The 24,993-nt window shown below is 41.9% G+C and carries 25 protein-coding genes, 1 riboswitch and 1 other annotated feature; of the genes, 19 read left to right on the forward strand and 6 right to left on the reverse strand.

What is annotated here, in order from left to right:
• The 13 genes from KH400_RS14450 (at position 1) to KH400_RS14510 (ending at position 12,309) form a co-directional block, all read left to right on the forward strand.
• Complete coding sequence (locus KH400_RS14450) at positions 1 to 1,119, forward strand: cobalt-precorrin-5B (C(1))-methyltransferase (protein WP_217225694.1); 1,119 nt, start codon at positions 1 to 3, stop codon at positions 1,117 to 1,119.
• A complete protein-coding gene (gene cbiE, locus KH400_RS14455) occupies positions 1,098 to 2,315 on the forward strand; it encodes a precorrin-6y C5,15-methyltransferase (decarboxylating) subunit CbiE (protein WP_217225697.1) in 1,218 nt (405 codons plus the stop codon). The genes KH400_RS14450 and cbiE overlap by 22 nt, the downstream gene beginning before the upstream one ends.
• The gene (gene cobI, locus KH400_RS14460) at positions 2,312 to 3,019 is read left to right on the forward strand and encodes a precorrin-2 C(20)-methyltransferase (RefSeq protein WP_217225699.1); all 708 of its coding nucleotides are present in this window, start codon (positions 2,312 to 2,314) and stop codon (positions 3,017 to 3,019) included. Before cbiE ends, cobI begins: the two co-directional genes overlap by 4 nt.
• A gap of 16 nt (positions 3,020 to 3,035) precedes the next feature.
• Positions 3,036 to 3,830 carry a precorrin-4 C(11)-methyltransferase gene (cobM, locus tag KH400_RS14465; protein ID WP_217225701.1) on the forward strand — a complete coding sequence of 265 codons (795 nt, stop codon included), beginning with the start codon at positions 3,036 to 3,038 and terminating at the stop codon, positions 3,828 to 3,830.
• Positions 3,823 to 4,899 (forward strand): cobalt-precorrin 5A hydrolase, encoded by a 1,077-nt coding sequence (locus KH400_RS14470; protein ID WP_217225703.1) that lies wholly within the window; start codon positions 3,823 to 3,825, stop codon positions 4,897 to 4,899. Before cobM ends, KH400_RS14470 begins: the two co-directional genes overlap by 8 nt.
• A 63-nt stretch (positions 4,900 to 4,962) precedes the next feature.
• Positions 4,963 to 6,345, forward strand: coding sequence for a cobyrinic acid a,c-diamide synthase CobB (locus KH400_RS14475; RefSeq protein ID WP_217225705.1), 1,383 nt, complete (start codon positions 4,963 to 4,965; stop codon positions 6,343 to 6,345).
• A complete protein-coding gene (locus tag KH400_RS14480) occupies positions 6,338 to 6,889 on the forward strand; it encodes a cob(I)yrinic acid a,c-diamide adenosyltransferase (RefSeq protein ID WP_217225707.1) in 552 nt (183 codons plus the stop codon). The genes KH400_RS14475 and KH400_RS14480 overlap by 8 nt, the downstream gene beginning before the upstream one ends.
• A gap of 14 nt (positions 6,890 to 6,903) precedes the next feature.
• Positions 6,904 to 7,956, forward strand: coding sequence for a nicotinate-nucleotide--dimethylbenzimidazole phosphoribosyltransferase (gene cobT, locus KH400_RS14485; RefSeq protein WP_312889199.1), 1,053 nt, complete (start codon positions 6,904 to 6,906; stop codon positions 7,954 to 7,956).
• A gap of 116 nt (positions 7,957 to 8,072) precedes the next feature.
• Entirely contained in the window at positions 8,073 to 8,843 is a 771-nt protein-coding gene (gene cobA / locus KH400_RS14490) for a uroporphyrinogen-III C-methyltransferase (protein ID WP_217225709.1), read from the forward strand.
• A gap of 196 nt (positions 8,844 to 9,039) precedes the next feature.
• On the forward strand, positions 9,040 to 10,032 hold the full coding sequence (locus KH400_RS14495) for a FecCD family ABC transporter permease (RefSeq protein ID WP_246589660.1): 993 nt from the start codon (positions 9,040 to 9,042) through the stop codon (positions 10,030 to 10,032).
• The gene (locus KH400_RS14500) at positions 10,033 to 10,839 is read left to right on the forward strand and encodes a heme ABC transporter ATP-binding protein (protein WP_217225713.1); all 807 of its coding nucleotides are present in this window, start codon (positions 10,033 to 10,035) and stop codon (positions 10,837 to 10,839) included.
• Positions 10,840 to 10,866: 27 nt separating this feature from the next.
• Positions 10,867 to 11,856 carry an ABC transporter substrate-binding protein gene (locus KH400_RS14505; RefSeq protein ID WP_246589634.1) on the forward strand — a complete coding sequence of 330 codons (990 nt, stop codon included), beginning with the start codon at positions 10,867 to 10,869 and terminating at the stop codon, positions 11,854 to 11,856.
• A 123-nt stretch (positions 11,857 to 11,979) separates the two neighbouring features.
• Entirely contained in the window at positions 11,980 to 12,309 is a 330-nt protein-coding gene (locus KH400_RS14510) for a hypothetical protein (RefSeq protein ID WP_217225715.1), read from the forward strand.
• 280 nt (positions 12,310 to 12,589) lie between these two features.
• Here KH400_RS14510 and thiC read toward each other — a convergent pair whose 3' ends face one another.
• Positions 12,590 to 14,359, reverse strand: a complete 1,770-nt coding sequence (gene thiC, locus KH400_RS14515) for a phosphomethylpyrimidine synthase ThiC (RefSeq protein WP_217225717.1) — start codon at positions 14,357 to 14,359, stop codon at positions 12,590 to 12,592.
• 178 nt (positions 14,360 to 14,537) lie between these two features.
• Positions 14,538 to 14,649: riboswitch (TPP riboswitch) on the reverse strand.
• Positions 14,650 to 14,956: 307 nt separating this feature from the next.
• Between thiC and KH400_RS14520 the strand changes: the two genes are divergently transcribed.
• On the forward strand, positions 14,957 to 16,327 hold the full coding sequence (locus KH400_RS14520; RefSeq protein ID WP_217225719.1) for an aspartate kinase: 1,371 nt from the start codon (positions 14,957 to 14,959) through the stop codon (positions 16,325 to 16,327).
• Positions 16,328 to 16,390: 63 nt separating this feature from the next.
• Positions 16,391 to 16,888, forward strand: coding sequence for a nucleotide triphosphate diphosphatase NUDT15 (locus KH400_RS14525; protein WP_217225721.1), 498 nt, complete (start codon positions 16,391 to 16,393; stop codon positions 16,886 to 16,888).
• 54 nt (positions 16,889 to 16,942) lie between these two features.
• On the opposite strand, the gene KH400_RS14530 is transcribed toward KH400_RS14525, so the two are convergent.
• The 4 genes from KH400_RS14530 to proB all read right to left on the reverse strand — a co-directional run bounded on the left by KH400_RS14530 (position 16,943) and on the right by proB (position 21,226).
• On the reverse strand, positions 16,943 to 17,794 hold the full coding sequence (locus KH400_RS14530) for an ion transporter (RefSeq protein WP_217225723.1): 852 nt from the start codon (positions 17,792 to 17,794) through the stop codon (positions 16,943 to 16,945).
• Positions 17,795 to 18,017: 223 nt separating this feature from the next.
• Positions 18,018 to 18,848 carry a pyrroline-5-carboxylate reductase gene (gene proC / locus KH400_RS14535; protein WP_217225725.1) on the reverse strand — a complete coding sequence of 277 codons (831 nt, stop codon included), beginning with the start codon at positions 18,846 to 18,848 and terminating at the stop codon, positions 18,018 to 18,020.
• Between the two features lie 9 nt (positions 18,849 to 18,857).
• The gene (locus KH400_RS14540; protein ID WP_246589637.1) at positions 18,858 to 20,105 is read right to left on the reverse strand and encodes a glutamate-5-semialdehyde dehydrogenase; all 1,248 of its coding nucleotides are present in this window, start codon (positions 20,103 to 20,105) and stop codon (positions 18,858 to 18,860) included.
• Positions 20,102 to 21,226: a glutamate 5-kinase gene (proB, locus tag KH400_RS14545; RefSeq protein WP_217225729.1), complete on the reverse strand. Its 1,125-nt coding sequence runs from the start codon at positions 21,224 to 21,226 to the stop codon at positions 20,102 to 20,104. The genes KH400_RS14540 and proB overlap by 4 nt, the downstream gene beginning before the upstream one ends.
• Before the next feature lie 85 nt (positions 21,227 to 21,311).
• Positions 21,312 to 21,524, reverse strand: a binding site (T-box leader).
• Positions 21,525 to 21,664: 140 nt separating this feature from the next.
• Between proB and KH400_RS14550 the strand changes: the two genes are divergently transcribed.
• The gene (locus KH400_RS14550; protein ID WP_217225732.1) at positions 21,665 to 22,462 is read left to right on the forward strand and encodes an SDR family NAD(P)-dependent oxidoreductase; all 798 of its coding nucleotides are present in this window, start codon (positions 21,665 to 21,667) and stop codon (positions 22,460 to 22,462) included.
• A 61-nt stretch (positions 22,463 to 22,523) separates the two neighbouring features.
• Here KH400_RS14550 and KH400_RS14555 read toward each other — a convergent pair whose 3' ends face one another.
• Positions 22,524 to 22,715, reverse strand: a complete 192-nt coding sequence (locus KH400_RS14555) for a YqzH family protein (RefSeq protein ID WP_217225734.1) — start codon at positions 22,713 to 22,715, stop codon at positions 22,524 to 22,526.
• A gap of 418 nt (positions 22,716 to 23,133) precedes the next feature.
• Here KH400_RS14555 and KH400_RS14560 point away from each other — a divergent pair, with 418 nt between their 5' ends.
• From KH400_RS14560 to KH400_RS14570, 3 genes are read left to right on the forward strand one after another with little or no spacing between them, the layout of a single operon-like run.
• A complete protein-coding gene (locus KH400_RS14560; RefSeq protein ID WP_217225735.1) occupies positions 23,134 to 23,277 on the forward strand; it encodes a hypothetical protein in 144 nt (47 codons plus the stop codon).
• 29 nt (positions 23,278 to 23,306) lie between these two features.
• Positions 23,307 to 24,569: a Y-family DNA polymerase gene (locus tag KH400_RS14565; protein ID WP_217225737.1), complete on the forward strand. Its 1,263-nt coding sequence runs from the start codon at positions 23,307 to 23,309 to the stop codon at positions 24,567 to 24,569.
• A gap of 59 nt (positions 24,570 to 24,628) precedes the next feature.
• Positions 24,629 to 24,910 (forward strand): hypothetical protein, encoded by a 282-nt coding sequence (locus KH400_RS14570; protein WP_217225739.1) that lies wholly within the window; start codon positions 24,629 to 24,631, stop codon positions 24,908 to 24,910.
• The last annotated feature ends 83 nt before the right edge of the window (positions 24,911 to 24,993 follow it).

Consider the following 24,993-nt stretch of genomic DNA (forward strand, 5'->3'; position numbering starts at 1 on the left):
ATGAAAAAGAAGCAACAAAAAGACCCGAAAGACATGAAACGCGGCTATACCACTGGAGCCAATGCGACCGCTGCGACAAAAGCGGCTTTGCTCTCGTTAATGTTGCAACAGGAGGTAAAGGAAGTGAAAATTCCACTTCCAATTGGTGAAGTGATTCCTTTTCAGATGGAAAAGGTAACCTTTTCTACAGAGAGAGCTGAAGCGTCGGTGATCAAAGATGCGGGAGACGACCCAGATGCAACTCATCAAGCAAAAATTGTGGCAAGTGTTACTTGGAGAGGTGAGCCAGGAATAACGATTGATGGAGGCGTTGGGGTTGGTCGAGTAACAAAACCAGGTTTACCCGTTCCAGTTGGCGAAGCGGCGATTAACCCGGTTCCGCGCAAAATGATTCGTGAGGCCGCCGAGTCGGTTTTAGCCGAGTCGGAAACCCAAAAAGGGATCCAAATTACGATATCCGTTCCTGATGGGGAAGAAATTGCTGAAAAGACATTAAATGCCCGTCTCGGGATTATCGGTGGGATTTCAATCCTTGGAACACGCGGGATTGTCGTACCGTTTTCAACCGCTGCCTATAAGGCGAGCGTTGTTCAAGCGATAAAGGTCGCAAAAGAAAGTGGCTGTGACCATCTGTTTTTAACAACAGGAGGTCGTAGTGAGAAGTACGCGATGGCGCTATATGAGGGGCACCAAGAGGAAGCATTTATTGAAATGGGTGATTTTGTTGGTTTTGCGCTAAAACAATGCAAAGCACAAAAAATAACGAAAGTGACTCTCGTTGGGATGATGGGGAAATTCTCAAAAGTCGCTCAAGGGATCATGATGGTTCATTCAAAAAGTGCGCCGGTAGATTTTAATTTTTTAGCTGATCTTGCTAAGGAAGTCGGTGCTGAAGAAGGTTTGCTTGAGGAAATCCGTTCTGCAAACACTGCTTCACAAGTTGGGACGATGATGCAGGAAAACGGTTATGATGATTTTTTTGCGAAGTTATGCATCGCTGCATCACGTTCAGGGTTAGCAGAAGTTGGAGGCGGACTTGAAATTGAAACGATTTTAATGACGATGAAACAAGAGGTATTAGGAAGGGAGACCGTGACATGCGAGAGCCTATCAAAGTGATTGGCATTGGAGATCGAGGGCAAAGTAGCCTACTACCAATCTATCATGAGTGGATCTATGAAAGTGAGCGTCTTGTCGGTGGTGAACGTCATTTGAATTTCTTTCCTGACTACAAAGGAGAGAAAGTTGTCTTACAAGGTGGATTAAAAAAAGTGATCGACGAGCTCGCATCAGAAGAGAAGCAAACAGTTGTCCTTGCATCAGGTGATCCGTTGTTTTATGGGATTGGTAGTTACTTAGCAAAAAAGCTTGAGTCCGTAGAAATCTACCCACATATCAGCTCGATTCAAGAAGCGTTTGCAAAGCTTCAAGAAAGTTGGCAAGACTGCACGTTTATTAGTGTCCATGGCCGAAAAATGAAAGGATTGGCACAAAAGGTTGATGGTTGCCAGAAAGTTTGTTTACTAACAGATGAAGAGAATACACCGGCCGCTATAGCCAACTATTTGCTCTCGTTTGGATTCGGTGAATATGAAGCGTTTGTTGCTGAAGCGCTCGGAGGAGAAAACGAAAAAACGACAAAGATGACTCTTGAAGAAATGGCTGATTACAAGGCGCACCCGCTCAACGTTGTCATTTTAAAGCAGGTGGGTGAAAGTCCAAAATGGCCACTTGGCATTGCTGATGGTGAATTCTCGCAACGTAAGCCTGATAAAGGGTTAATTACAAAAAAAGAAGTGCGTGTGTTAAGTCTATCCGAGTTGCAATTAAAACAGGATAGTATCGTTTGGGATATTGGCACATGCACGGGCTCAATCGCGATTGAAGCTGCAAAAATTGCACGATTCGGTGAGGTTTACGCAATTGAGAAGAATGAACCAGACTTAAAAAATTTCAAAGAAAACACGAAGAAGTTTCGTACGGATGTAACGGTCGTACAAGGGAAAGCCCCACAAGGATTAGATCAGTTTCCCAATCCTGATGCAATATTTCTCGGTGGTACAGGAGGAGAAATGCGTGAGTTGCTTCACGTTTGTTGTAATCGCCTCAAGCAGGGCGGACGAATTGTACTTAATGCTGCGACAGTTGAGTCCTTATACGAGGCAACTCAAGCATTTGCAGATGAGGGTTTTGAGGTCAACATCACATTAGCGCAAATCTCTCGCAGTAAGCCAATCTTACATATGAACCGGTTTGAAGGGTTAAATCCAATTTATATTATTTGTGCAAAACAAAAGGAGGACACAACAGCATGACACTAGGAACAGTATATGGCGTAGGTGTTGGCCCAGGTGATCCGGAGTTAATTACGGTGAAAGCCTACCGAACGATGAAAGAATCACCGGTGATTGCCTATCCAAAAAAAAGAAAAGGCAGTAAAAGTTATGCCTATCAAATCGTCGAAGAGTATATTGACCAGAGTAAGAAAAAAATGCTCGGACTTGTGTTTCCAATGACCAAAGACCAAGACGTATTAGATCGGGAGTGGAGAACGATCGTCGCTGAGGTGTGGGAGTATGTGAAAGAAGGGAAAGACGTTGCGTTTGTCACTGAAGGCGATCCGATGCTCTACAGCACATTTATTCATCTTTATCGATTAATGAGTGAGCTTCACCCTGACGTTAACGTCGTTTCAATTCCTGGGATTTCATCGATTAATGGAGTGGCTTCAAGAATTGGATTACCGCTTGCAGACGGTGACGATTGGACGGCTGTCATTCCAGCAACAGAGGATCGTGAGCGGATGAAACAGGCGCTACTAGATCATGACGGGATTGTGTTTATCAAAGTCGCAAAAGTCCTTCCAATGATGATTGAATTACTAGAAGAACTCGATTTACTAGAGAAAGCAACCGTTGCCACGAAAGTTACGTCAAAAGAAGAGTACATTTGGCGCGAAGTAAAAGAACTACGTCATGCAGAGCTTGAATATTTAACATTAATGATGGTTAGAAAATAGAAAGGTGTGATCAACGTTGGGTTTGGAAGCAAAGGTCTATATCGTAGGGGCAGGGCCAGGGGACCCCGAACTGATTACTGTTAAAGGGATGAAGATATTACAAGAAGCTGACACAATCCTTTATACTGATTCGCTCGTAAATCCCTTGTTAATCGAAGCTGCAAAACCTGAAGCAAAGGTATTAAAAAGTGCAGGGATGGCGCTAGAAGAACTTGTTGAAGTAATGGCAACAGCTGTAAGAAAAGGAAAAAGTGTTGCAAGAATACATACGGGGGACCCAGCTGTCTATGGCGCCATTTTAGAGCAAATGAGTCATTTACATAATCAGGGGATTGCCTATGAAATTATCCCCGGTGTGAGCTCTGTCTTTGCCTCAGCTGCAGCGGCCGGTGTAGAGCTCACTGTTCCAGATTTAACGCAAACGGTCATTTTAACTAGAGCAGAAGGGCGTACGCCAGTACCTGAACGCGAAAAGCTCGTTGATTTAGCGAAGCACCATTGTACCGTATCCTTATTTTTAAGTGCGACGCTCATAAAAAAAGTCGTTCACGCATTCCTCGAGGCAGAGTGGAAAAGCGAGGCCCCAGTCGTTGTTGTTTATCGTGCGAGTTGGCCTGACGAAAAAGTTGTTCGAACATCATTAGGCAATTTAGCAGAAGATATGCGTAAAAATGGAATTACAAAACAAGCGATGGTGATTATTAGCCCAGCAGTTGATCCGAATTTAGTCGCTCAAGGAAACTATGAATCTAAGCTTTATGATAAAAGCTTTACACATGGCTACCGGAAAGGGGAGCCCGAGCATGGATAACGTAGCGTTAGTGGCGATCACTAAGCATGGTGTTGAGCTCGTTCGTAGCTTACAACCAAAAATGCCACGTGCTGATGTATATTACATGACTAAGTTTGCAAAAGGTGATGAAACCGATCGGCAAATACAAATGTTTGAAGGCTCCGTGCGATTACTTTTACCTGAGTTATTTAAGCGTTATGACGGGGTCGTGATGGTCATTTCATTAGGAGCTGTCGTGCGCATGATCGCTCCAATTTTAAAAGACAAAAAAACGGATCCTGCTGTCGTCGTTGTTGATGACAAGGCAGAGTTTGTGATCAGTGTGTTATCTGGCCATATTGGTGGCGCTAACGATTTGACACGCGAACTAAGCGACTATTTGCAGGCTACACCTGTGATTACGACAGCATCAGATGTTCAAAAGACAATTCCAGTTGATATTTTTGGTCGAGAATTTGGTTGGGAGATTGAAGATTTTACTCATGTAACCCCGGTCAGTGCGGCGGTCGTCAATGAGGAACCGGTTGTCATCGTGCAAGAGTCAGGTGAACGCGCGTGGTGGAAGCATGAAAAGCCGTTGCCTACTCACTTTCAAGTCGTTAGCTCCTGTGAAGAAGCGCTTCAGCAAGAGTTTCAAGCAGCACTTGTAATCACTCACAGTCTGTTATCCAAGTCAATGGAAGAACAACTGCTCAAGAATGGAGTGCTCTACCGCCCGAAATCGGTATATCTGGGAATGGGATGTAATCGTGGAACAACGGCAGAAGAAATAGAACAAGTGATTAAAAATACATTGGAGGAGGTAGGTATTTCTCTATTATCTGTAAAAGAAATGGCAACGATTGATTTAAAGAAAGATGAACAAGGCTTACTTGAGGTGTGTGAGAAGTATAATTGGAATTTTACGTATTATACACCTGAACAATTAAATGAAATCAAAATAGACAACCCGTCCGACACCGTATTTAAATATACAGGAGCATACGGAGTGAGCGAACCAGCGGCAAAACGGTCGGCAGGTGTTGATAAGTTATTACTAGAAAAAAAGAAAAGTGGCAACGTAACGATTTCAATTGCGGTAAACTAGAAAAAGAAGTCTATTTATTGAAAATAGCTTTTACATAGAAAAATGGGCAGAGGAAGTGAAGGGATGCAACCAAGAATTGTTATTGCCGGAACCGGCAGCGGAGTTGGAAAAACGACGCTGACGGTCGGATTATTAGCAGCATTAAAAAAGCAAGGGCTTGTCGTGCAAGGCTTTAAATGTGGACCGGATTATATTGATCCAAGCTATCATACAGCAGTGACTGGGAGGTATTCTCGTAATCTTGATAGTTGGATGCTAGACGAAGAGGTTGTAAAAGAGATTTTTGTTGATGCAAGTCGCGGTGCTGATGTATCTATTATTGAAGGGGTTATGGGCTTTTACGATGGAAAAAGCCCGAAAAGTAACATCGGAAGTACTGCGGAAATTAGTTCGTTACTTGATGCACCGGTTATACTAGTGGTTAATATTGCGAGTATGGCACGTAGTGCAGCTGCCATTGTGAAAGGCTATCAATTACTTGATGAAACTGTTAATGTCGCTGGTGTTATTTTAAATCAAGCTGGGAGTGAGGGCCATTATCAGCTATGTAAAACAGCGATCGAACAAGAGTGTCATGTTCCGGTTCTTGGCTTCTTGGAGCGTGGGGATGTTCCGGCGATTCCTGAACGTCACCTCGGTCTGATTCCAGCCATTGAACGTGGCGAGCTTGATTCATTTTTTGACCAGTTAGGAGCGGTCATTGCAAAGAGAGTTGACCTTGAAGCATTCGTTCGTATTGCAAATCAAAGTCCAGACATTGAGTCAACAGGAAACTTACTTACAGCGGCTACGAAGCAAACAAAGGAAGTTAAAATTGCGATTGCTCAAGATGCGGCATTTAATTTTTACTATCAGGAAAACCTCAAGTTGTTAGAAGGGGCTGGAGCAACTCTTGTTTATTTTAGTCCGTTAGCAGGTGAATCGCTGCCTAAAGATGTTGATGGTCTCTATATCGGTGGTGGGTTCCCAGAAGAGTTTGCTGATGAACTCTCACAGCATGTTGATGTTAAGCGAGAGATAAAAGAGTCGATTAAAGCAGGTCTACCAACGCTTGCTGAATGTGGAGGCTACATGTTTTTAGCCGAGTCGATTACGACAACGAGTGGGGATACGTATCCGATGGTAGGAGTTGTTCCTGGTGTTGTCGAGATGCAAGAGCGGTTAGCGGCATTAGGGTACCGAGACGTTACGGCTAATCATGAGACGGTTATTCTCAAAAAAGGTGAGCAGGCACGTGGGCACGAGTTTCATTACTCAACATTTTCGAGTAAGCAGGAGTTTCCAGCTGTTTATGAGGTTAAAGCATTAAGAGGGACGAAGCAAGAAGGCTATTATTTACCGAATCTTGTTGCGGGTTATACACATTTGCATTTTGCATCAAATCCAAACATGGCAAACCATTTTGTTGAGGCGTGTTTGAACTTTAGGGGGACAAATCATGGCTAGATCGAGGGAGAAGCAAGTGGGTTATTGTCTTGTTTATACCGGTAATGGAAAGGGGAAAACAACTTCAGCGATCGGCTTGACCGTTCGAGCGGTTGGGCGTGGGATGAAGGTTGCGTTTTTACAGTTTATTAAATCATCTGAACGCACGTATGGCGAACAATTAGCCCTTAAAAAGTTAGGGGTAGAGATGGTCCAACTCGGTGAGGGGTTTACATGGACGAAGACGCCTGAAGTCCACCGTGAAGCGTTAAAACAAGCGTGGGAGCATGCTAAAGGTGTGGTTCAGTCGGGAGAGTATGACGTTGTCGTGCTTGATGAATTAAATAATGCACTCGCGATTGAGAGATTTCCAATTGACGATTGTCTGCCATTAGTGGATGTTGTATCAACGATAAAACAGCGACCCCCACATACCCATGTTGTGATCACAGGTCGTGATGCAAAAACTGAACTGACGGAAATCGCGGATCTTGTCTCAACGGTTGATGCAACAAAGCATTATTACGATCAAAATGTTCCGGCTGTCTATGGGATCGAATTTTAAGTTGAGGTGATTAGGTGAACAAAATCGAAGAAACAGTTGCAGGGATCAGGCCTCTGAATCATGAGGTGATGGAAAGAGTCAAGGATCATATTGATCAATTGACGAAGCCAACAGGGAGTTTAGGCCGTATTGAAGAGGTTGCGATTCAGCTTGCGGGGATCACGGAAAAAGAGCGACCAACTGTTGATTCTCCAGCAATTATCGTTGCCGCTGCGGATCACGGCATTACCGCTGAGGGAGTATCAGCGTATCCACAAGAGCTAACGAAGTTAATGATCGAAAATTTTTTACGAGATGGGGCAGCCATTAATGTATTTGGCCATGAAATCGGAGCGAGTGTATCTGTTGTTGATGTCGGCGTTAATAGTGAGATGACACATCCTAACTTGTTATCGAAAAAGGTCCGATCCGGTACAGCTAACTTTCTTGAAGAAGATGCAATGACGCACAGTGAAGCCCGTGAAGCGATTGAAGTTGGGTTAGAGGTTGCCGAAGCACTTATTCATTCCGGACATCGTTTATTAATTATTGGAGAGATGGGCATTGGTAACACGACCGCAAGCAGTGCGTTACTAGCTACATTTCTCGATGAAAATGTAGAAGATCTAGTCGGCAGAGGCACTGGTTTAGATGAACAGGCTAGAGTAAATAAAATCAATACAATCGAAACGGCGATTGCGAGGCGTAAGCCAGATCGAAATGATCCGATTGATGTTGTCGCCAAAGTCGGTGGATTGGAGATTGCTGCTTTAGCGGGTGTTCTTTTACAGGCAACTCGACTACGGATACCGGTGTTAGTTGATGGGTTTATTTCGTCAACGGCAGCTGTCCTCGCTTATCACTTATGCCCAACAGTAAAGGATTATTTCATTTTAAGTCATCAGTCTGTCGAGCAAGGTCACCGAGCTGTTTTTCGTTGTTTAGAAAAAAAACCACTGCTTGATTTAGACTTACGGCTAGGTGAAGGAACAGGAGCGGCTTTGGCTTATCCGCTCGTAAAAGCATCGACAAGCATGGTTGCAAATATGGCCACGTTTGCAGACCTTGGTATCAAAGCCAAGGCATGATTAGCAAAGAGAGATAGGGATCGGGACAAAACTAGTTAAGGCTGGGATAAAAGGTAACCAACCTTTTGTCCCAGCCTCTATGTTAAGCTAATGTGCTAATAAAGGGGGAGAGAAACATGAAGACAACAGGAAAAGTGTACCTTGTTGGTGCAGGGCCTGGTGACCCTAAGTTACTGACCATTCGGGGGTTAGAATGTATTCAAGAAGCAGATGTAATCATTTATGATCGACTTGCCAGCTCTAGCTTACTTGAACATGCAAAGAGTAAAGCAGAACTTATCTATTGTGGGAAGCTGCCAAAGCATCATACATTAAGGCAGGAGCAAATCAATGAGATTCTCGTTCAAAAAGCATCTGCAGGATTAGTTGTGACTCGGTTAAAAGGGGGAGACCCATGCGTCTTTGGGCGGGTTGGTGAAGAGGCGGAGCATTTAGCTTTCCACGGCATCGATTTTGAAATCGTTCCTGGTATTTCTGCTGGAATTGCAGCTCCCACGTATGCAGGGATTCCTGTCACCCACCGCGAATATGGTTCGTCTTTTGCTGTCGTGACTGGACATTTGCAACAAGAGCAAGAGGATACACGTCGTTGGGGAGCATTAGCAACGGGGGTTGATACCATCGTCTTTTACATGGGGGTCAATAATCTTAGTTATATTTGTCGTCGTTTGATTGAACACGGTCGTGATTCAAAGACACCTGTAGCGATGATTGAATGGGGGACAACTGAAAAACAGCGTACGATTACCGGTACACTTGAAACGATAGAAGAAGTGTCTGCATCTTTCGCAATCACTCATCCTGCGATCATTTTAGTCGGAGAAGTCGTTCGTTTACGTGAAAAGCTTCAATGGTTTCAAGAGCGTAATACTCTTATGCAGGGGTAGGGATAGCAAATGGCCCTACTCAACCTTTGTGTCGTAAATCGTAATAATTACTATTTGAGGTGGTTGAATGGAGCAGCAAGCGCAAGAAAATGGTCGTTCGCTCACGACAGGTCAAAGGAATAACAGATCACATAAGGGGAGTGCGGTCAAAAGTAATGTCATCTATCTCTGTTTAATTGTCGGCCTTATCTTATCAATGACACTAGCGATTATGCTTGGTCCTGTCTCATTACAACCCGATCTTGTCTGGAAGGTAGCATTTTCAAAACTTCCTTATCTCGGTGAGTGGATTGAGGTTACATGGCCGACATCATACGAACATATTATCTGGGACATTCGTTTTCCACGAGTTCTTCTCGGTGCGGTCGTTGGTGCAGGACTAGCAGTGGTTGGTGTCGCTATTCAAGCCCTTGTTCGCAATTCATTAGCAGACCCATATATCTTAGGGGTATCATCAGGTGCATCTGTCGGTGCGACCCTTGTGATTATATTAGGGGCATTTCACATCTTGGGACAATATGCATTGACGTTCGCGGCGTTTATTGGTGCATTATGTTCGGTTCTATTCGTTTTTTTGCTTGCGCAAGTCGGTGGCCGAATTTCAACCGTTCGTCTCCTCCTTGCAGGCGTTGCTGTGTCAATGATGTTATCAGCTGTTACAAATTTCATTGTCATTTCAGCCCCAAGACAAGAAGGAATGCGTGATGCACTCTTTTGGATGATGGGGAGTTTAGCTGGAGCCAAATGGGATCAGTTACTCATACCGACGCTTGTTTTGTTATTCGTGTTTGCTTTTTTACTCTTACAATCACGTTCGCTTAATTTGTTATTAATGGGTGAAGAAACAGCGGCTACTCTAGGTATCAATGTGAATTTGTTTCGTAAAAGTCTAATTATATTGACAGCCTTATTAACAGGTGTCCTCGTTGCGGTAAGTGGAGCAATCGGCTTCATCGGCTTAATGATTCCGCATATCGTTCGTTTGTTTGTGGGTTCTAATCATAAACATGTGATTCCTGTGAGCGCGTGTGTAGGTGCGATCTTTTTAATTTGGGCTGATGTTTTTGCTAGGTTGGTTTTAGCCCCACAGGAACTTCCCATTGGGATTATAACAGCTTTGTGTGGTGGACCATTTTTTATATGGTTACTACGGAGGAATTCTTATTCTTTTTCGGCAGGTGATAACTAAATGAATGTAGAGGTCACTAATGTATCTTCAAGCATTAATGATAGAGTAATTATTAAACAAATTACGATGAATGTTGAAGATGGACAGTTTGTCGGCGTAATTGGACCTAATGGAAGTGGGAAGTCAACGTTGTTAAAAACGATCTATAGGGTACTTGCGCCAGATTCCGGTGTGATTACATTAAATGAAAAAAACATATATCAATTATCACAGAAACAAATAGCTAAACAGCTTGCCGTTGTTCGACAGGAAAATGGTTCACAGTTTGACTTTACCGTCGAGGAAATTGTTTTTATGGGTAGAAACCCACATAAACGGTTATTTGAGTCAGATACAGCTAATGACGAAGAGATAGTCACTCAAGCCTTAGGTGATGTAGGGATGAAAGCGGGTCGCAAGCGACACTTTTCAACGTTATCAGGCGGTGAAAAACAACGTGTTCTGATAGCGCGTGCTTTGGCTCAGCAAGCGAAGATACTTATTCTCGATGAGCCGACAAACCATCTTGATATTCATCACCAGTTGCAGCTGTTAGAGCTTGTGAAATCAGTTAATGTGACGGTTATAGCAGCATTGCATGACTTGAATTTAGCCGCTGCATATTGTGATCAGATTTTTATGTTAAGTGACGGAGAAATGATCGCTTCTGGCTCACCGGAAAACGTTTTAACTGAACAACTCCTAGCCGATGTTTTTCACGTTCAAACGGATGTACGTAGGCACCCATTGACAAAAAAACTACAAATTACGTTTTTGTCTCACCAAACGGCTGAAGAAGATTCGGGAAGTCAAGTTCTATCATTATAAATTACCATTTATGTGGAGGAGATAAGTTTGAAGAAAAAACACCCTTTACTACTGGTACTAACTTTGTTTAGTATGCTACTTATCGTCGGTTGCAGCTCAGCAAATGAAACGGTAGGAGAAGATCATAAACAAATAGGAAGTGAACATATTGAGGGTTCTACTATTGTAGAAATTGAAAACAACGGCAATGTGCTAACGTTTACCGAAGTTCCAGAACGAGCTGTGACGCTTAATCAACATGTCACTGAAGTCATGTTAGCCCTCGGTCTCGAAGATCATATGGTAGGTATGGCATATTTAGATGATGAAATATTACCGAGATTTCAAGAAGCCTATCAACAAATTCCAATTCTCGCAGATCAGTATCCCTCACAAGAAGTGTTTTTGTCTGTAGAAGCAGATTTTGCTTATGCAGGCTGGGAAAGTGCTTTTCGTGAAGATAGCATTGGGACGGTTGAACAGTTAAATGAATTTGGGGTTCATGCCTACTTACATGAGTCATCAAGGATAGTAGGACCGACGTTTGAAGATGTTTATGAAGATATTCGAAATATCGGCCGTATTTTTCGAGTGGAAGACCGTGCTGACACATTAATTGCAGAGATGGACGAAGAGATCAACCAACTCCGTGAACGTATAGACGAGGAGGGAGAACCTCTACGTGTTTTTGTATATGATAGTGGCGAACAGGCACCATTTACGTCGGCGAGAAACTTCTTAAATACGTTAATTGAGGTTGCGGGTGCCAAAAATATTTTTAACGATGTTGAGAAGAACTGGGCAGAAGTCAGTTGGGAAGAAGTTGTTGATCGTGATCCAGAAGTGATTGTCATCGTTGATTATGGTGAGACTACAGTCGATCAAAAAAGGGAACACCTCTTGCATCATCCTGCCTTAAAAGATGTGACGGCGATTAAAAATGAACACTTTATCATTATTCCGTTATCAGCGGCTGCCGAAGGAATTCGCGCTCCAGCTGCACTAGAATTACTAGTTGATGGATTATATAACAATTAGTCCTATCACGTCGTTTGGTCTCAACGATCTCTACTATTAAAAACAAATCAGTTGTTTTGACGTTAGCATTCATATTAAACTAGAAACGACATCGTTTAATTGAATGAAAGTTGAGGAAAAGAGATGAAGAAACTATTATTGATCAGTGTAATTATTGCTATTGTTATTGTTGCATTTTTTATTAAAATCACACCAACAGCGCCAGATCAAACACGAATGATCATTGATCATACTCATCACGTTTATGTATCACCACCATGCTTTGATCAAGCAGAGCTGACGAATTATTTAGAGGAAACAACGTTAGAAAAGGCATTAGCGACAGGATATGAACCTGAATCTGCATGTACGGAGGCATCACTCGTCGGAGAACCTCGTTCAATCGCTATAGCCTTATTTGAGAAGGTTGGATTGGTAGAGCCAAATTGGGGACGCGATGGCTCTTGGAATTAATAAGAGGTGGTTGTCACCAAAAAGGTTGAGCGATTCTATTAGAATATTCGATGAAACCATTGTTTCCTAATCTCCACTTTTTAAGTTAATCTATTTATTGGCATAAAAAAGTCGTGTATAAGAGGGCAGGTTTCCTGCCCTCTTAAGCATGTTTAAGTTCTCTATTATCCTACCTGTCATCGGTTGGAGAGGATGAGGTTGTATGTGTGCCCCTTGAGTTGATAGGCATGAATTGTTCGCCATTTGTTTAATCCTGATAATGAGGAATTGAGATCGTTATTTATTGGTAGATTTTACTGCCTTTTTCCCGGAATTCCTTAGATTTGTTCTCAAGTTCCTCTTTTAGAAGTTGATCTTCCTTGAGACCCTTTTCTTTTGCTTGGTTACGAATATCTTGTGTAATGCGCATGCTACAAAACTTCGGACCACACATCGAGCAAAAGTGGGCTGATTTTGCACCTTCAGCAGGGAGTGTTTCATCATGGAAGCTCAACGCTTTTTCAGGATCAAGTGATAGATTAAATTGATCATACCAGCGGAACTCAAACCGCGCTTTTGATAGGGCATCATCACGCTTTTGTGCATTCGGATGACCCTTGGCTAAATCGGCGGCATGAGCGGCAATTTTGTAGGTGATCACACCTTCACGGACATCATCTTTGTTCGGTAACCCTAGATGTTCCTTTGGTGTCACATAACAAAGCATCGCTGTTCCGAACCAACCAATCATGGCAGCACCAATCGCTGATGTAATATGGTCATAGCCTGGTGCAATATCTGTCGTTAATGGACCTAATGTATAGAACGGTGCTTCCTCGCATACGTCAAGCTGACGATCCATGTTTTCTTTAATTTTGTGCATTGGTACATGTCCTGGACCTTCAACCATCACTTGAACATCGTGTTTCCATGCAATTTTTGTTAACTCTCCGAGCGTTTCTAATTCGGCAAATTGTGCTTCGTCGTTAGCATCAGCAATGGAGCCAGGACGAAGACCATCTCCTAAAGAAAATGCAATATCATATTGTTTTAAGATGTCACAAATGTCTTCAAAATGAGTGTATAAAAAGTTTTCTTCGTGATGCGCGAGACACCATGCTGCCATAATCGAGCCGCCACGAGAAACGATACCTGTAACACGATCTGCAGTAAGTGGAATATACCGTAACAGAACACCAGCGTGAATTGTAAAGTAGTCAACCCCTTGTTCAGCTTGTTCAATTAATGTATCACGATAAACTTCCCAAGAAAGGTCTTCAGCAACACCATTTACCTTTTCAAGCGCCTGATAAATAGGTACGGTTCCAATCGGTACAGGAGAATTACGAATGATCCACTCTCTTGTTGTGTGGATATGCTTTCCTGTTGACAGATCCATAATCGTATCAGCCCCCCAACGGGTAGCCCATGTCATCTTCTCAACTTCTTCTTCAATCGACGAGCTGACAGCTGAATTTCCGATGTTTGCATTAATTTTCGTATGAAAATTGCGACCAATAATCATCGGTTCACTTTCCGGATGGTTGATGTTTACCGGAATAATGGCTCGTCCCTCTGCAACTTCTTTTCGTACAAATTCAGGGGAAAGGCCTTCACGAATAGCGATAAACTCCATTTCAGGGGTAATCATTCCTTGGCGGGCATAATGGAGTTGTGTAACATTTCTTTCTTTTTTGGCACGAAGAGGCTTTCGTTGGCGTGTATCAAACATTTCAACCTCGTTTTTGTCTTGGGTGGTTTTAAAGCCGTTATCTTCAGGTTTAATATTTCTTCCATCATATTCTTCTACATTTTCACGTTCTAAAATCCATTGTTGACGAATGGTAGGAAGTCCTTTGCGAACGTCTACAGAATAATGAGGATCTGTGTAGGGACCGCTTGTATCATAGACTTGAAACGGCTGATTGATCTCTTTTTGACCGTTATTATCTGTCGGGTGAAGTTTAATTTCGCGTACAGGCACCCGAATGTCCTTTCTTGAACCTTCAAGATACACCTTTGAACTATTGGGGAATGTTGATGATAGGGTAAGAGTAGATTGATTTTTCATACGATGATCCTCCTAAAAATAGAATTTTACTCTCATGGTAGAAAGTGAACTCTAGTAGGAGGGTTATATTTACATTTTTGTAATAAAAAGTAAGGTATAATACGTAAACCACTATTGTCATCATTACTTAAACGTAAAAAAGACCGCTAGCAAGCGGTCTGATAGGCATACGTATCCATACATAGATAAATATAATCCCTCCGCTAGCATTACCTAGTTCAGGTTCACCGGTCGACAACTCACTAGTTGTCCTCTCAGCTTGATTCGATCAAGCTCCCGTTTGTCTTTAGTTGTACAGTTGAATCATACTAAAGTTTATAACCATTTGCAACTAAAATTCGGAAAATTTAATTGGGCTTGTATGTTCTGACTAGTGTTTGATTTACAAGGTGATTTGTTACTATTTGCTAGTGAATGAGATTGATTAGGTAAAAATAAGCGTGATGCGGGTATCACTGTGGCTGATGAAACTATATCAAACTGTATGAAAGATAAAGCTGGCAGATTCGTTTTGCTTTACGTGTAAAGCTATGTTAAATTTAGAATTGTCAAAATGTTAGCGAACACAAAACAAACATTGGAGTTGGGAGAGAGAAGATGAAGGTAGCTAAATTTGGTGGAACATCAGTAGCGAGTGCAGAACAAATTCGAAAAGTCGCATCAGTGATTACAGATGACCCAGAACGAAAAGTTATTGTCGTTTCAGCACCGGGGAAGCGTAATGATGAAGATACAAAAGTAACGGACTTATTAATAAAACTAGGTGAAACCTATTTAAGCGAAGGCAGTGCAGATGCAGAGTTAGCAGCTGTTGTCGATCGTTATGAACAGATTGCAAAAGGCCTTGAACTGTCAAGTGAAATTATTGATACGATTGAAAGCGATCTTAAAGAGCGCTTAGCCGCTGATACTTCAAATGAAGGTAAGTTTATGGATGCCATTAAGGCAAGCGGTGAGGATAACAATGCAAAATTAATCGCCTTTTATTTGGAGAGTAAGGGAATTGAAGCTCAATATGTGAACCCTAGGGATGCAGGTTTACTTGTAAGTGATGAGCCAGGGAATGCTCAAGTATTGCCGGAAGCCTATGAAAACTTATTCAAGCTTCGTGAGCGTCCAGGAGTTCTTGTCTTCCCAGGATTCTTTGGTTACTCACCAGAAGGAACGCTTGTCACGTTTCCACGTGGAGGCTCTGACATTACGGGTTCAATTGTTGCAGCAGGAATCAAGGCTGATTTGTATGAAAACTTTACAGATGTTGACTCGGTTTATGCAGCTAATCCGAAGGTTGTTGATGGTCCAGTTGAGATAAAACGGTTAACGTATCGTGAAATGCGTGAGCTTTCTTATGCAGGGTTCTCAGTATTCCATGATGAAGCGTTAATCCCAGCATTTAGAAATTCAATTCCTGTCTGTATTAAAAATACGAATAACCCACAAGCGCGGGGAACGATGATTATTGCAGAACGCGAATATATGTTAAACCCTGTTATTGGGATTGCCAGTGATGACGGCTTCTCAACGATCTATGTGCGTAAATACTTAATGAACCGAGAAGTTGGGTTTGGACGTCGTTTGCTAGAAATTATTGAAGATGAAGGGATTTCGTATGAGCATATTCCTTCAGGTATTGACGATACATCTGTCATCCTTCGTCAAGATCAATTAACAGATGAAGCCGAACATCGTATCATTAACCGTATCAATGATGAGTTAGAAGTTGATGATGTTTATATTGAAAAAGATTTCGCTATGATTATGATTGTTGGTGAAGGAATGCATAACACGAAAGGGATTTCAGCTCGTGCAACAACAGCACTAGCCAGAGCTGATGTTAATATTGAGATGATTAACCAAGGTTCATCCGAAGTAAGTTTAGTTTTTGGTGTCCATGAAAAAGATGCTGATAATGCTGTTCGTGAGCTTTATGATGAATTCTTTGGCGAGGCGGATGAATCGCTGCAATAAGAATGAAAGTGCCCCGGGGAAGTGCTTCCTCGGGGTTTTTATAGATGGGGGAGATAGAGTGTGATGCGCTATCATTATTGTCCAAAGTGTGGTGGACGATTAAAGCTTAATGAGCAACTAGAGAAAAATAAACCGATCTGTGAGCAATGTCGGTTTGTGTTTTATCAGAATCCGATTGTTGGTGTAGCAGCCATTGTCATAAAAGATCAGCAGCTTTTACTCGGAAAACGAAACAGCAGCTATAAAGATAAATGGTGTATTCCTTGTGGGTATGTTGAATACGACGAGGATGTTTATGATGCGGTGCAGCGGGAATTTAATGAAGAAACTGGCTTACAAATACAACCACGATCGGTCTATGATGTTCAATCAAATTTTCATAATCCAAAACAGCATACTGTTGGTATTTGGTTTTTGGCCGACGTCGTCGCTGGAACGTTAGCTGCTGGTGATGATCTTGATGACGTGGATTACTTTGATACGCACCGACTTCCTGAACTGGCATTTCCTACTGATCGGATGATTATTAATAAGCTTAAAGAGGGCCGGCTCATTCGATAATTGATAGTAAAAAGCTGTCCTATAAGTGATAGATTACTTATAGAACAGCTTTTTTTATTGATCTTTTTTATTGTTTTGCATAATTAATTGCTTCAGCTCTCTAATTTCCTCTTTTAGTTCAGCTAATTCTTTTTTCGAATCATCTGCTGGATCTGGATCGTTAGTCGCTGCAATTTCCACGTCATTGGCTTTTTCCACATTATTAACGATAACACCGATAAACAAGTTAAAGATAATAAACGTTCCAACGAGAATGAAGGAGACAAAGTATACCCATGACCAAGTCACTTGTTCGAAAATTGGCCTCATGACTCCACTAGCCCACGATTCTAACGTAACAACTTGGAATAGTGTTAGTAATGATAACTGCAAGCTTCCAAAATAGTCAGGCGCAACATCTGCAAACAGCATCGTCCCTGTGACTGCAAAAATGTAAAAGATAATCCCCATGAGTAGCATAATATTACCTAGTGCGGGGATGGTCATTAAGAGCGCATCAACGAGGCGACGTAACGAAGGGATAACTGAGATCGCACGTAAGACACGAAGCACACGCAAAATTCGTAGTACAGTGATGAAATGCGCACCGACAAAGATATGGCTGCTTGCGACAATAATCAAATCAAACCAGTTCCAACCGCTTTTAAAAAAGTCACGTGTAGGCCGAACTGCGGTTAAGCGTAAGGCAATTTCGACGGTGAAAATCCATAAAAGTGCGAGATCAGCATAATAAAACCATTGTTCGTATTGGTCATACAAGTTAGGGTAGGTTTCTAAACCAACAATAATTGCATTAATGATAATTAAAATAATGATCGTTGTTGTAAATGCAGAGTGACCGACAATCGATTGAATATAGGATAAAAGTGAGTTTTTAGATTTGGATTTATTGGCGCTTTGGTTCATTGTTTGGCCCCTCCATAACAACTAAACTAGTATTTTCGAGTATTTGTAATATATTAACGATTAAAATGACACTATTTTTCATTTTACTAAAAATCTATGAGTTTATAAAGGGGCGAGTTTCATACGTTTGTGTTTAACTATCGAATCATTAAGGTAACTATTATACTCTCTAAAAAACGCACGCCTCCTTGTTGTAAGGAAAGCGCGCGTGGGTTTGGTTCTACTAGTTGCGGTTTGGTGGAATTCTACCAAGTTCTTTTGAGCGTGCCGCTGCGTCATGAATAGCTTTTGAGATTGCTTCTTGGAATTTATAGCTTTGTAAAGCAGTAAAACCAGCTTCGGTAGTCCCTCCTGGACTCATTACTTCTTTATAAAGATCGGCGGTCGGTTTTGAAGTAGACTTCAGTCGCTCTGCTGCACCAAAAACAGTTTGAATAATGAGCGTTCTAGCATCCTGTTCGTCTAAACCTAGGTCTTTTGCCGTTTGTTCCATCGCTTCAACAAAGTAGTAAATATATGCAGGACCACTACCTGATAAGCCGGTAACTGCATCGAGTTGCTCTTCATCGACGACGGTAACGGTTCCAATTGCTTCAAATAATTGCTTTGCAATTGTCATATGATCATCATTCGCATAAGCACCAGGTGCGAGTGCGGTAGCTGAGGCTCCCACCTTAGCTGACGTATTTGGCATGACACGAACGACAGGTGCATGGTGACCTAGCCATGATGTTATATGGTCAGTAAGGGTGCCAGCTAAAACCGATAAAAAGAGTTGGTCCTCTGAGGTAAACTCTTTGATCGCTTCAAGTCCTTCTTGTGCATCTTTTGGCTTCATCGCTAACAGGATGAAATCGGCTTGTTTAAGTGCCTGATCTCTTGCAATGACCTGTACACCATACGTTTTGCGAAGTTGCTGTAAGCGCTGTTGGTCCGAGCGATTTGTGACATAGATCTGCTCGGGTAAAAGCAGTTTTTGCTTAATTAAGCCAGCGATAATAGATTCAGCCATTGAGCCTGCGCCAAGAAAGGTTATTTTCTTATTTTCTAGCATAATTTCCTCCTACTCTTTAATTTGTCCTGTGCCACGGACGATGTATTTTGTGGAGGTTAAGGCTGGTAGTCCCATTGGTCCGCGTGCATGTAATTTTTGAGTGCTGATACCGATTTCTGCTCCAAACCCAAACTCAAATCCATCTGTAAAGCGAGTGGATGCATTATGGTAAAGGGCAGCTGCATCAACGGCTTTAAAAAATTGCTCTACATGCTCATTTGTTTCTGAGATGATCGCCTCAGAGTGTTTACTACCATACGTTTTAATATGTTCAATCGCTTCATCAACATCTCTGACGATCTTAATCGCAACTGTTAAGTCTAGAAATTCTTCCTCCCAGTCAGCTTCAGTCGCAAGTGTCAAACTTGAATCAAAGGCAAGGCCGGGCTCATTGACCCGAATCTCAACTTGTTTAGCTTTCAAGGCAGTTACGAGGTCATTGAAATGTTCTTTTGCCCATTGCTCGTGAATCAAGAACGTTTCAGCTGCGTTACATACCGATGGTCGCTGTGTTTTGGCATTAACCGCAATTTCTGTTGCCATTTCTTTTTGAGCCGTTGCGTCAATGTAGACATGGCAATTACCAACACCTGTTTCAAGCACTGGTACAGAAGCATTTTTGACAACGGATTGGATCAAGTTTGCACCACCGCGAGGGATGAGGACGTCTAGATATTCATTTAACTTAAACATTTCTGATGCCGTTTCGCGACTTGTATCTTCTAATAGTTGAACGGACTCAGTCGGTAGATCGCTTTTTTCTAGAGCATGATGAATAACACGGACAATGGCTTTATTTGAATGAATCGCTGATGAGCTCCCGCGTAATAGGACAGCATTACCTGTCTTTAAACAAAGGCTTGATGCATCAACTGTAACATTAGGACGAGCTTCATAAATCATGCCAACGACACCTAATGGGACTCTGATTTTATCGATTTGTAAGCCATTTGGGCGCTTCCATGCTTCGAGTTTTTCCCCGATAGGATCGTTAAGAGCAACGACTTGTCCAAGTGCTTCAGACATATCTTTAATGCGTGTTTCAGAAAGCTTTAAGCGGTCAAGCAGTGCATCGCTAAAGCCTCTTTCTCGACCGGCAACAATATCCTTTTCATTTTCAGTTAAAATATAGTCTGTTTCTTCAAGTAATTGTTTGGCAATGAATTCTAATGCCTGGTTCTTTTGGTCAGTTGAACTAATTGATAACGTTGCAGCAACTTCTTGTGCACGACGTGCTTTTGTTATTAATTCACTCATTTGATCATCTTCTCCTTTGTTAAGCTTACCCAATGGTTTCTATGAATCACTTCTGAATGCTCACGTTTCGTTTTTTGCTTTGCTTCTTTACTTGATAGGCCTTTGACTTCTTTTAATTCGTCAGCTGGATAGTTGACTTGCCCTTTGCCAATGACGCTTCCTTTTTCATTGATCACTTCAACGACATCGCCTTCTTCAAAGTGTCCAGTGAGTGATTTTACACCAGCGGGCAGAAGGCTTTTTCCTTGTTCGGTGACTGCGTGTTCGGCACCACGGTCAACTTCGATCTGACCAGAGACGGTCGAGTGTATGGCAATCCATTGCTTCTTATTTTTGATTGAACCAGGAGTCGCATCACCAATGTAAGTGCCATCACCTTTGCCTGCTAGGATATCAATGAGTTTTTTCTCACCTTCACCCATACCGATAAATACATGTGTTCCGAGCGAGAGGGCGGTTTTGGCAGCTAACACTTTTGAGCGCATGCCACCCGTGCCTACTTTTGAGCCGGCTGACCCCGCACGTTCAAGTAATTCATCGGAGATCGTTGATAAAAAGTTGTACTTTTTGGCATTTGGGTTGTCACGTGGGTTATCGTCATAAAGACCATTAATATCAGTTAAGATTGTTAGACAATCGGCGTGGACCAGGCCACTGACAAGAGCGGAGAGCATGTCGTTATCACCGAATGTTAGTTCATCAATCGCAATCGAATCGTTTTCATTAATGATCGGTAAAACATTGCGTTTTAACAGTTCAGACAACGTTGAATACGCATTGTTATATTGCTCTTCGTTGGCAAAATCATGTTTGGTTAATAACAACTGAGCAGTAACAATCTGATGCTTATTAAACTCTTCAGTGTATCCTTGCATGAGTAAACCTTGGCCGACAGCGGCTGCCGCTTGCTTGCCTGCAATTGTTACTGGGCGAGTAGGGTACCCAAGGCTTGTAAAACCAGCAGCAACTGCCCCAGATGAAATTAAAACAACTTCATGTCCTTGCTTTTTAAGTTGGGCAAGTGCTGAGACATGTTCTGTTAGTTTCTCTTTGCAAAGACCGCCATGTGCATTTGTTAATGAACTACTCCCAATTTTGACAACGATTCGTTGTTTGCTCATTGGACTCTCCTCTTTCTCTTTACGTAAAGGTTTCTCATGTTCTTAGTGTTAAAAAACTTTAAAAAAGACCCTTCTGTCCTTTATAGAAAAGGACGGAAGAGTCATGATTCCGCGGTACCACCTTCATTGACATTTCTAGAAATGTCCGCTCATTACCCGTAACGAGGGAAGACGGTTAGCTTATCCCTAACAGCTCAAGGGTAGGTTCGATCATTCAGAGGTGGCAGAACCTTTCAGCCGATGAGTTCCGCTCTCTATCACATGAATTTGATTTACTAATCCCTTTCAACGCTCATAATAAATACTTTTATCACATTATCGACGATTTTTAGTCGCTTTGTCAAGAGGTTTAGTGATATAGGTTACAGCGGGGTAGAAATTGACCCCATATCGTTGCTATCATACGGAGTATTAACAGACGTAAGGTGGTTACAAAACATGGGGAAACAAATGTTAACACAAAAAGTGATTGTGATTACTGGTGCATCTAGCGGAATCGGAGCACAACTTGCTTATGATCTCGCTTCCTACGGGGCAACGCCTGTCTTGTTGGCGCGTTCCGTGGATAAGCTGGAAACACATTGCTCGCAAATTGAGCAAAAAACAGGTGTGAAGCCAGATTATTATCAACTGGATGTTACCTCTTTAGAGGATGTTCAAGCAACATTTTTAGCGATTTTTCATGAGCATAAGCACATCGATGTTCTGGTAAACAATGCTGGATTTGCTATTTTTGATTCTTTCTTAGATGCTGATTTATCGGAATTGAAAGCCATGTTTGACGTTAATGTATACGGGATGATGGCTTGTACAAAGGCGGTTTTACCGTCGATGATTGAACGTAACCAAGGTCATATCATTAATATTGGTTCGTTAGCTGGAAAGCTTGCGACGCCTAAGTCAAGTGGTTATGCTGCGACAAAGCATGCTGTACTTGGGTTTACGAATGGTGTTCGCTTGGAACTTCAACAGACGAATGTTCATGTCACAAGTGTGAACCCAGGGCCAATTAAGACACCATTTTTTGAAACAGCTGATCAAACAGGGACGTACGTTAAAAATGTAGAACGTATGATGCTTGAACCAACATATGTATCTTCCAAAATCATTGATGTGATTAGGCGACCGAAACGTGAGGTAAATGTACCAACGTGGATGAGCATTGGGACCATATTTTATCAGCTCTTTCCCGGACTAATTGAAAAGTTTGGTGGAAAGAAGTTCAACCAAAAATAACGCTCGGTGTTCTTAAAGTCTTGCTTTCGAGAATGAAGGTTGAAGGTTGGGAGGCCTGTTGTTATGTTGTTAAATAATCATATATCACATCATTAATGATGAGGTACAGGTCTTCCTTTGGGTTTTCTTTGATCCGCTGATGAACGTTAGCAAGTAGCTCTTGAAATTCTTGATCGGTTAAGGGGAGCATTTGATCATTTACATAACTTCTTGTTATAGCTTCGGCCTTTTTTGTTAAAAATTCTTGGTTCATTATATAAAAGCCTCTCGTTTCATGTTATCATATTATATCTTACGAGAGGTTGAAGCGATTAGCAACAACGTTTTGCTCGTTAATAAACAGGGGTGATCGGATACCGAAATCCGTATCACCCGTACCGTTTCGCCTAAGTGCATAACAAGGTTTAGCACACAGCTTTGATTTGAATATAGGGTTTTAACAGGAGCAGTGAAAGCTTCTTCAGTTATTGCCCTTCTTGTTCATTGTCGTCATAAGCAATTAAGACGACATGCAGTTCTTCTTCAAGGTTTCTAAGCTTTTGTAGTTGTTTTTCATCTAAATGAGCAACATCGTAGTGTTCCATCTCTGATCACCCCCTATTTTAGATTGTCCGTTTTCAGATCAGTTTACGAGCGCGATTTGATTCGTCGGTGTAGGAGTTTGTTGATCTGTGGGACGACGTGTAAGTCTTTGCTATGATTTGTATCATCCGATCCATTATTTACTAATTGAAATCGAACGTATATTCGAATATGCTAAGGTGTATGATGAGAACGTAGGTTCTTTTATACTGTCAACAGAAATGATGGTATAACGTCAACATTTAATAAGGGGGATGACGTTATGGATGAAATTTATGAATCACTGCCAAAGCAAACGATTTTTTGTATTGATATGAAAAGCTTCTATGCGAGTTGTTCAGCGCGGTTGCTTGGGCTAGATCCGTTAACGTGCTACCTTGCCGTAGTCGCAGATACAAATCGTAATGGGAGTGTCGTGTTAGCTGCAACTCCTAAGCTAAAAGCGGACTTTGGTATTCAAACAGGGAGCCGTCTGTTTGAGATTCCGAATGATCCACGCATTCATATTGTGAACGCGCAAATGAAGACGTATTTGCAGACGTCAGTTGAGATCACCAACTTTTTTAACCGCTATGTACCGATGGAATGTATCCACACCTACAGTGTCGATGAGAGCTTCTTACATACAGATGGGACTGAACGACTCTGGGGAGATGCCGAGACACTTGCCAAAAGGATTAAAAGGGATATGTTCAAAGAGTTTGGTTTAACATGCGCGATTGGAATTGGGCCTAATATGCTGTTGGCTAAGCTTTGCTTGGATGTCGAAGCAAAGAAAGCTGGAATCGCTCAATGGAAGTTTGACGATGTCAAGAAAAAGCTTTGGCCACTCTCTCCTTTAAGTAAGATGTGGGGAATTGGTTCACGGCTTGAACAACGACTGCACCGCATCGGGGTCCGTACGGTCGGCCAATTAGCAAATTATCCATTAGATCAATTAGAAAAGAAATTCGGTGTGATAGGCAACCAGTTGTATTATCATGCGTGGGGGATTGATTTATCAGATTTAGGAACGCCGATGCTTGAGGGGCAAATTAGCTTTGCAAAAAGTCAAATATTATTGAGGGATTATGACAGGGAAGGCGAGATTAAGCATGTCATCTTAGAAATATGTGAGGAAGTTGCTAGAAGAGCAAGAAATGAGAAAAAGGCAGGACGGACGGTCCGCTTAGGGCTTGGTTATAGTAAAAGTGAACGCCGAAGTGGATTTTATCGTTCACAAACAATTGCTGAACCGACAAATATTACAATGGACATCTATGAGATTTGTATGCAGTTGTTTAAAACTCATTATAATGGAGAGACTGTTCGTAAAATTGATATTTCCTTATCGAATGTTTGTGATGATACCCATACGCAGTTAAGCTTGTTCGATATGAGCAAGCCGGAAAGAAAGAAGTTAGGCTATGTGATGGATCAAATTCGTGAAAGGTATGGAGCAGATACGCTTCTTCGTGCCGTTTCGTATACAAAAGCAGGAACAGCTAAACATCGAAGTACGCTTGTAGGCGGACATAAGGCATAATAAATCGCTATAATAGAACTCAAATTGAATAAAATTATCTAGAATAGGAAGTGAATATTGTGATTGTCCATGATTTGGTCGATACAAAACAATTATTTATTGGTGAAACAAAGCCCGACTATTTAGTCGTTTATGAAAAGGTCATTGATCGTGACGCGAGAATTGACGGAAGGAAATACCAAGAGATTGAGGCAGGGACAAAAGAGGTAGTGCAAATTTTTCATGGTGAAAAGGAGCATTCGCTTCGCAAAATCGATAGCTATGACATTGGTAATGACTACCCGTCCCTTGAAGCAGTTTTAACAAAAGTAAAAGAAACACATCAAGAAATTTTTCAATAATGTAAGCGTGAAGCCCCCGATGTTGATGGTTGACTGAGGGGGCTTTTGTTTTATCATCTACCTTCAGGTGCCAGGACCTCGAG

This window comes from Desertibacillus haloalkaliphilus, assembly GCF_019039105.1.
Classification (GTDB): Bacteria; Bacillota; Bacilli; order Bacillales; family KJ1-10-99; genus Desertibacillus; species Desertibacillus haloalkaliphilus.

Coding starts and splice junctions, on each gene's coding strand:
- KH400_RS14450 (WP_217225694.1), top strand. CDS start 1: ATGAAAAAGAAGCAACAAAAAGACCCGAAAGACATGAAACGCGGCTAT.
- cbiE (WP_217225697.1), top strand. CDS start 1,098: ATGCGAGAGCCTATCAAAGTGATTGGCATTGGAGATCGAGGGCAAAGT.
- cobI (WP_217225699.1), top strand. CDS start 2,312: ATGACACTAGGAACAGTATATGGCGTAGGTGTTGGCCCAGGTGATCCG.
- KH400_RS14470 (WP_217225703.1), top strand. CDS start 3,823: ATGGATAACGTAGCGTTAGTGGCGATCACTAAGCATGGTGTTGAGCTC.
- KH400_RS14475 (WP_217225705.1), top strand. CDS start 4,963: ATGCAACCAAGAATTGTTATTGCCGGAACCGGCAGCGGAGTTGGAAAA.
- KH400_RS14480 (WP_217225707.1), top strand. CDS start 6,338: ATGGCTAGATCGAGGGAGAAGCAAGTGGGTTATTGTCTTGTTTATACC.
- cobA (WP_217225709.1), top strand. CDS start 8,073: ATGAAGACAACAGGAAAAGTGTACCTTGTTGGTGCAGGGCCTGGTGAC.
- KH400_RS14495 (WP_246589660.1), top strand. CDS start 9,040: ATGACACTAGCGATTATGCTTGGTCCTGTCTCATTACAACCCGATCTT.
- KH400_RS14500 (WP_217225713.1), top strand. CDS start 10,033: ATGAATGTAGAGGTCACTAATGTATCTTCAAGCATTAATGATAGAGTA.
- KH400_RS14510 (WP_217225715.1), top strand. CDS start 11,980: ATGAAGAAACTATTATTGATCAGTGTAATTATTGCTATTGTTATTGTT.
- thiC (WP_217225717.1), bottom strand. CDS start 14,359: ATGAAAAATCAATCTACTCTTACCCTATCATCAACATTCCCCAATAGT.
- KH400_RS14520 (WP_217225719.1), top strand. CDS start 14,957: ATGAAGGTAGCTAAATTTGGTGGAACATCAGTAGCGAGTGCAGAACAA.
- KH400_RS14525 (WP_217225721.1), top strand. CDS start 16,391: ATGCGCTATCATTATTGTCCAAAGTGTGGTGGACGATTAAAGCTTAAT.
- KH400_RS14530 (WP_217225723.1), bottom strand. CDS start 17,794: ATGAACCAAAGCGCCAATAAATCCAAATCTAAAAACTCACTTTTATCC.
- proC (WP_217225725.1), bottom strand. CDS start 18,848: ATGCTAGAAAATAAGAAAATAACCTTTCTTGGCGCAGGCTCAATGGCT.
- KH400_RS14540 (WP_246589637.1), bottom strand. CDS start 20,105: ATGAGTGAATTAATAACAAAAGCACGTCGTGCACAAGAAGTTGCTGCA.
- proB (WP_217225729.1), bottom strand. CDS start 21,226: ATGAGCAAACAACGAATCGTTGTCAAAATTGGGAGTAGTTCATTAACA.
- KH400_RS14550 (WP_217225732.1), top strand. CDS start 21,665: ATGGGGAAACAAATGTTAACACAAAAAGTGATTGTGATTACTGGTGCA.
- KH400_RS14555 (WP_217225734.1), bottom strand. CDS start 22,715: ATGAACCAAGAATTTTTAACAAAAAAGGCCGAAGCTATAACAAGAAGT.
- KH400_RS14565 (WP_217225737.1), top strand. CDS start 23,307: ATGGATGAAATTTATGAATCACTGCCAAAGCAAACGATTTTTTGTATT.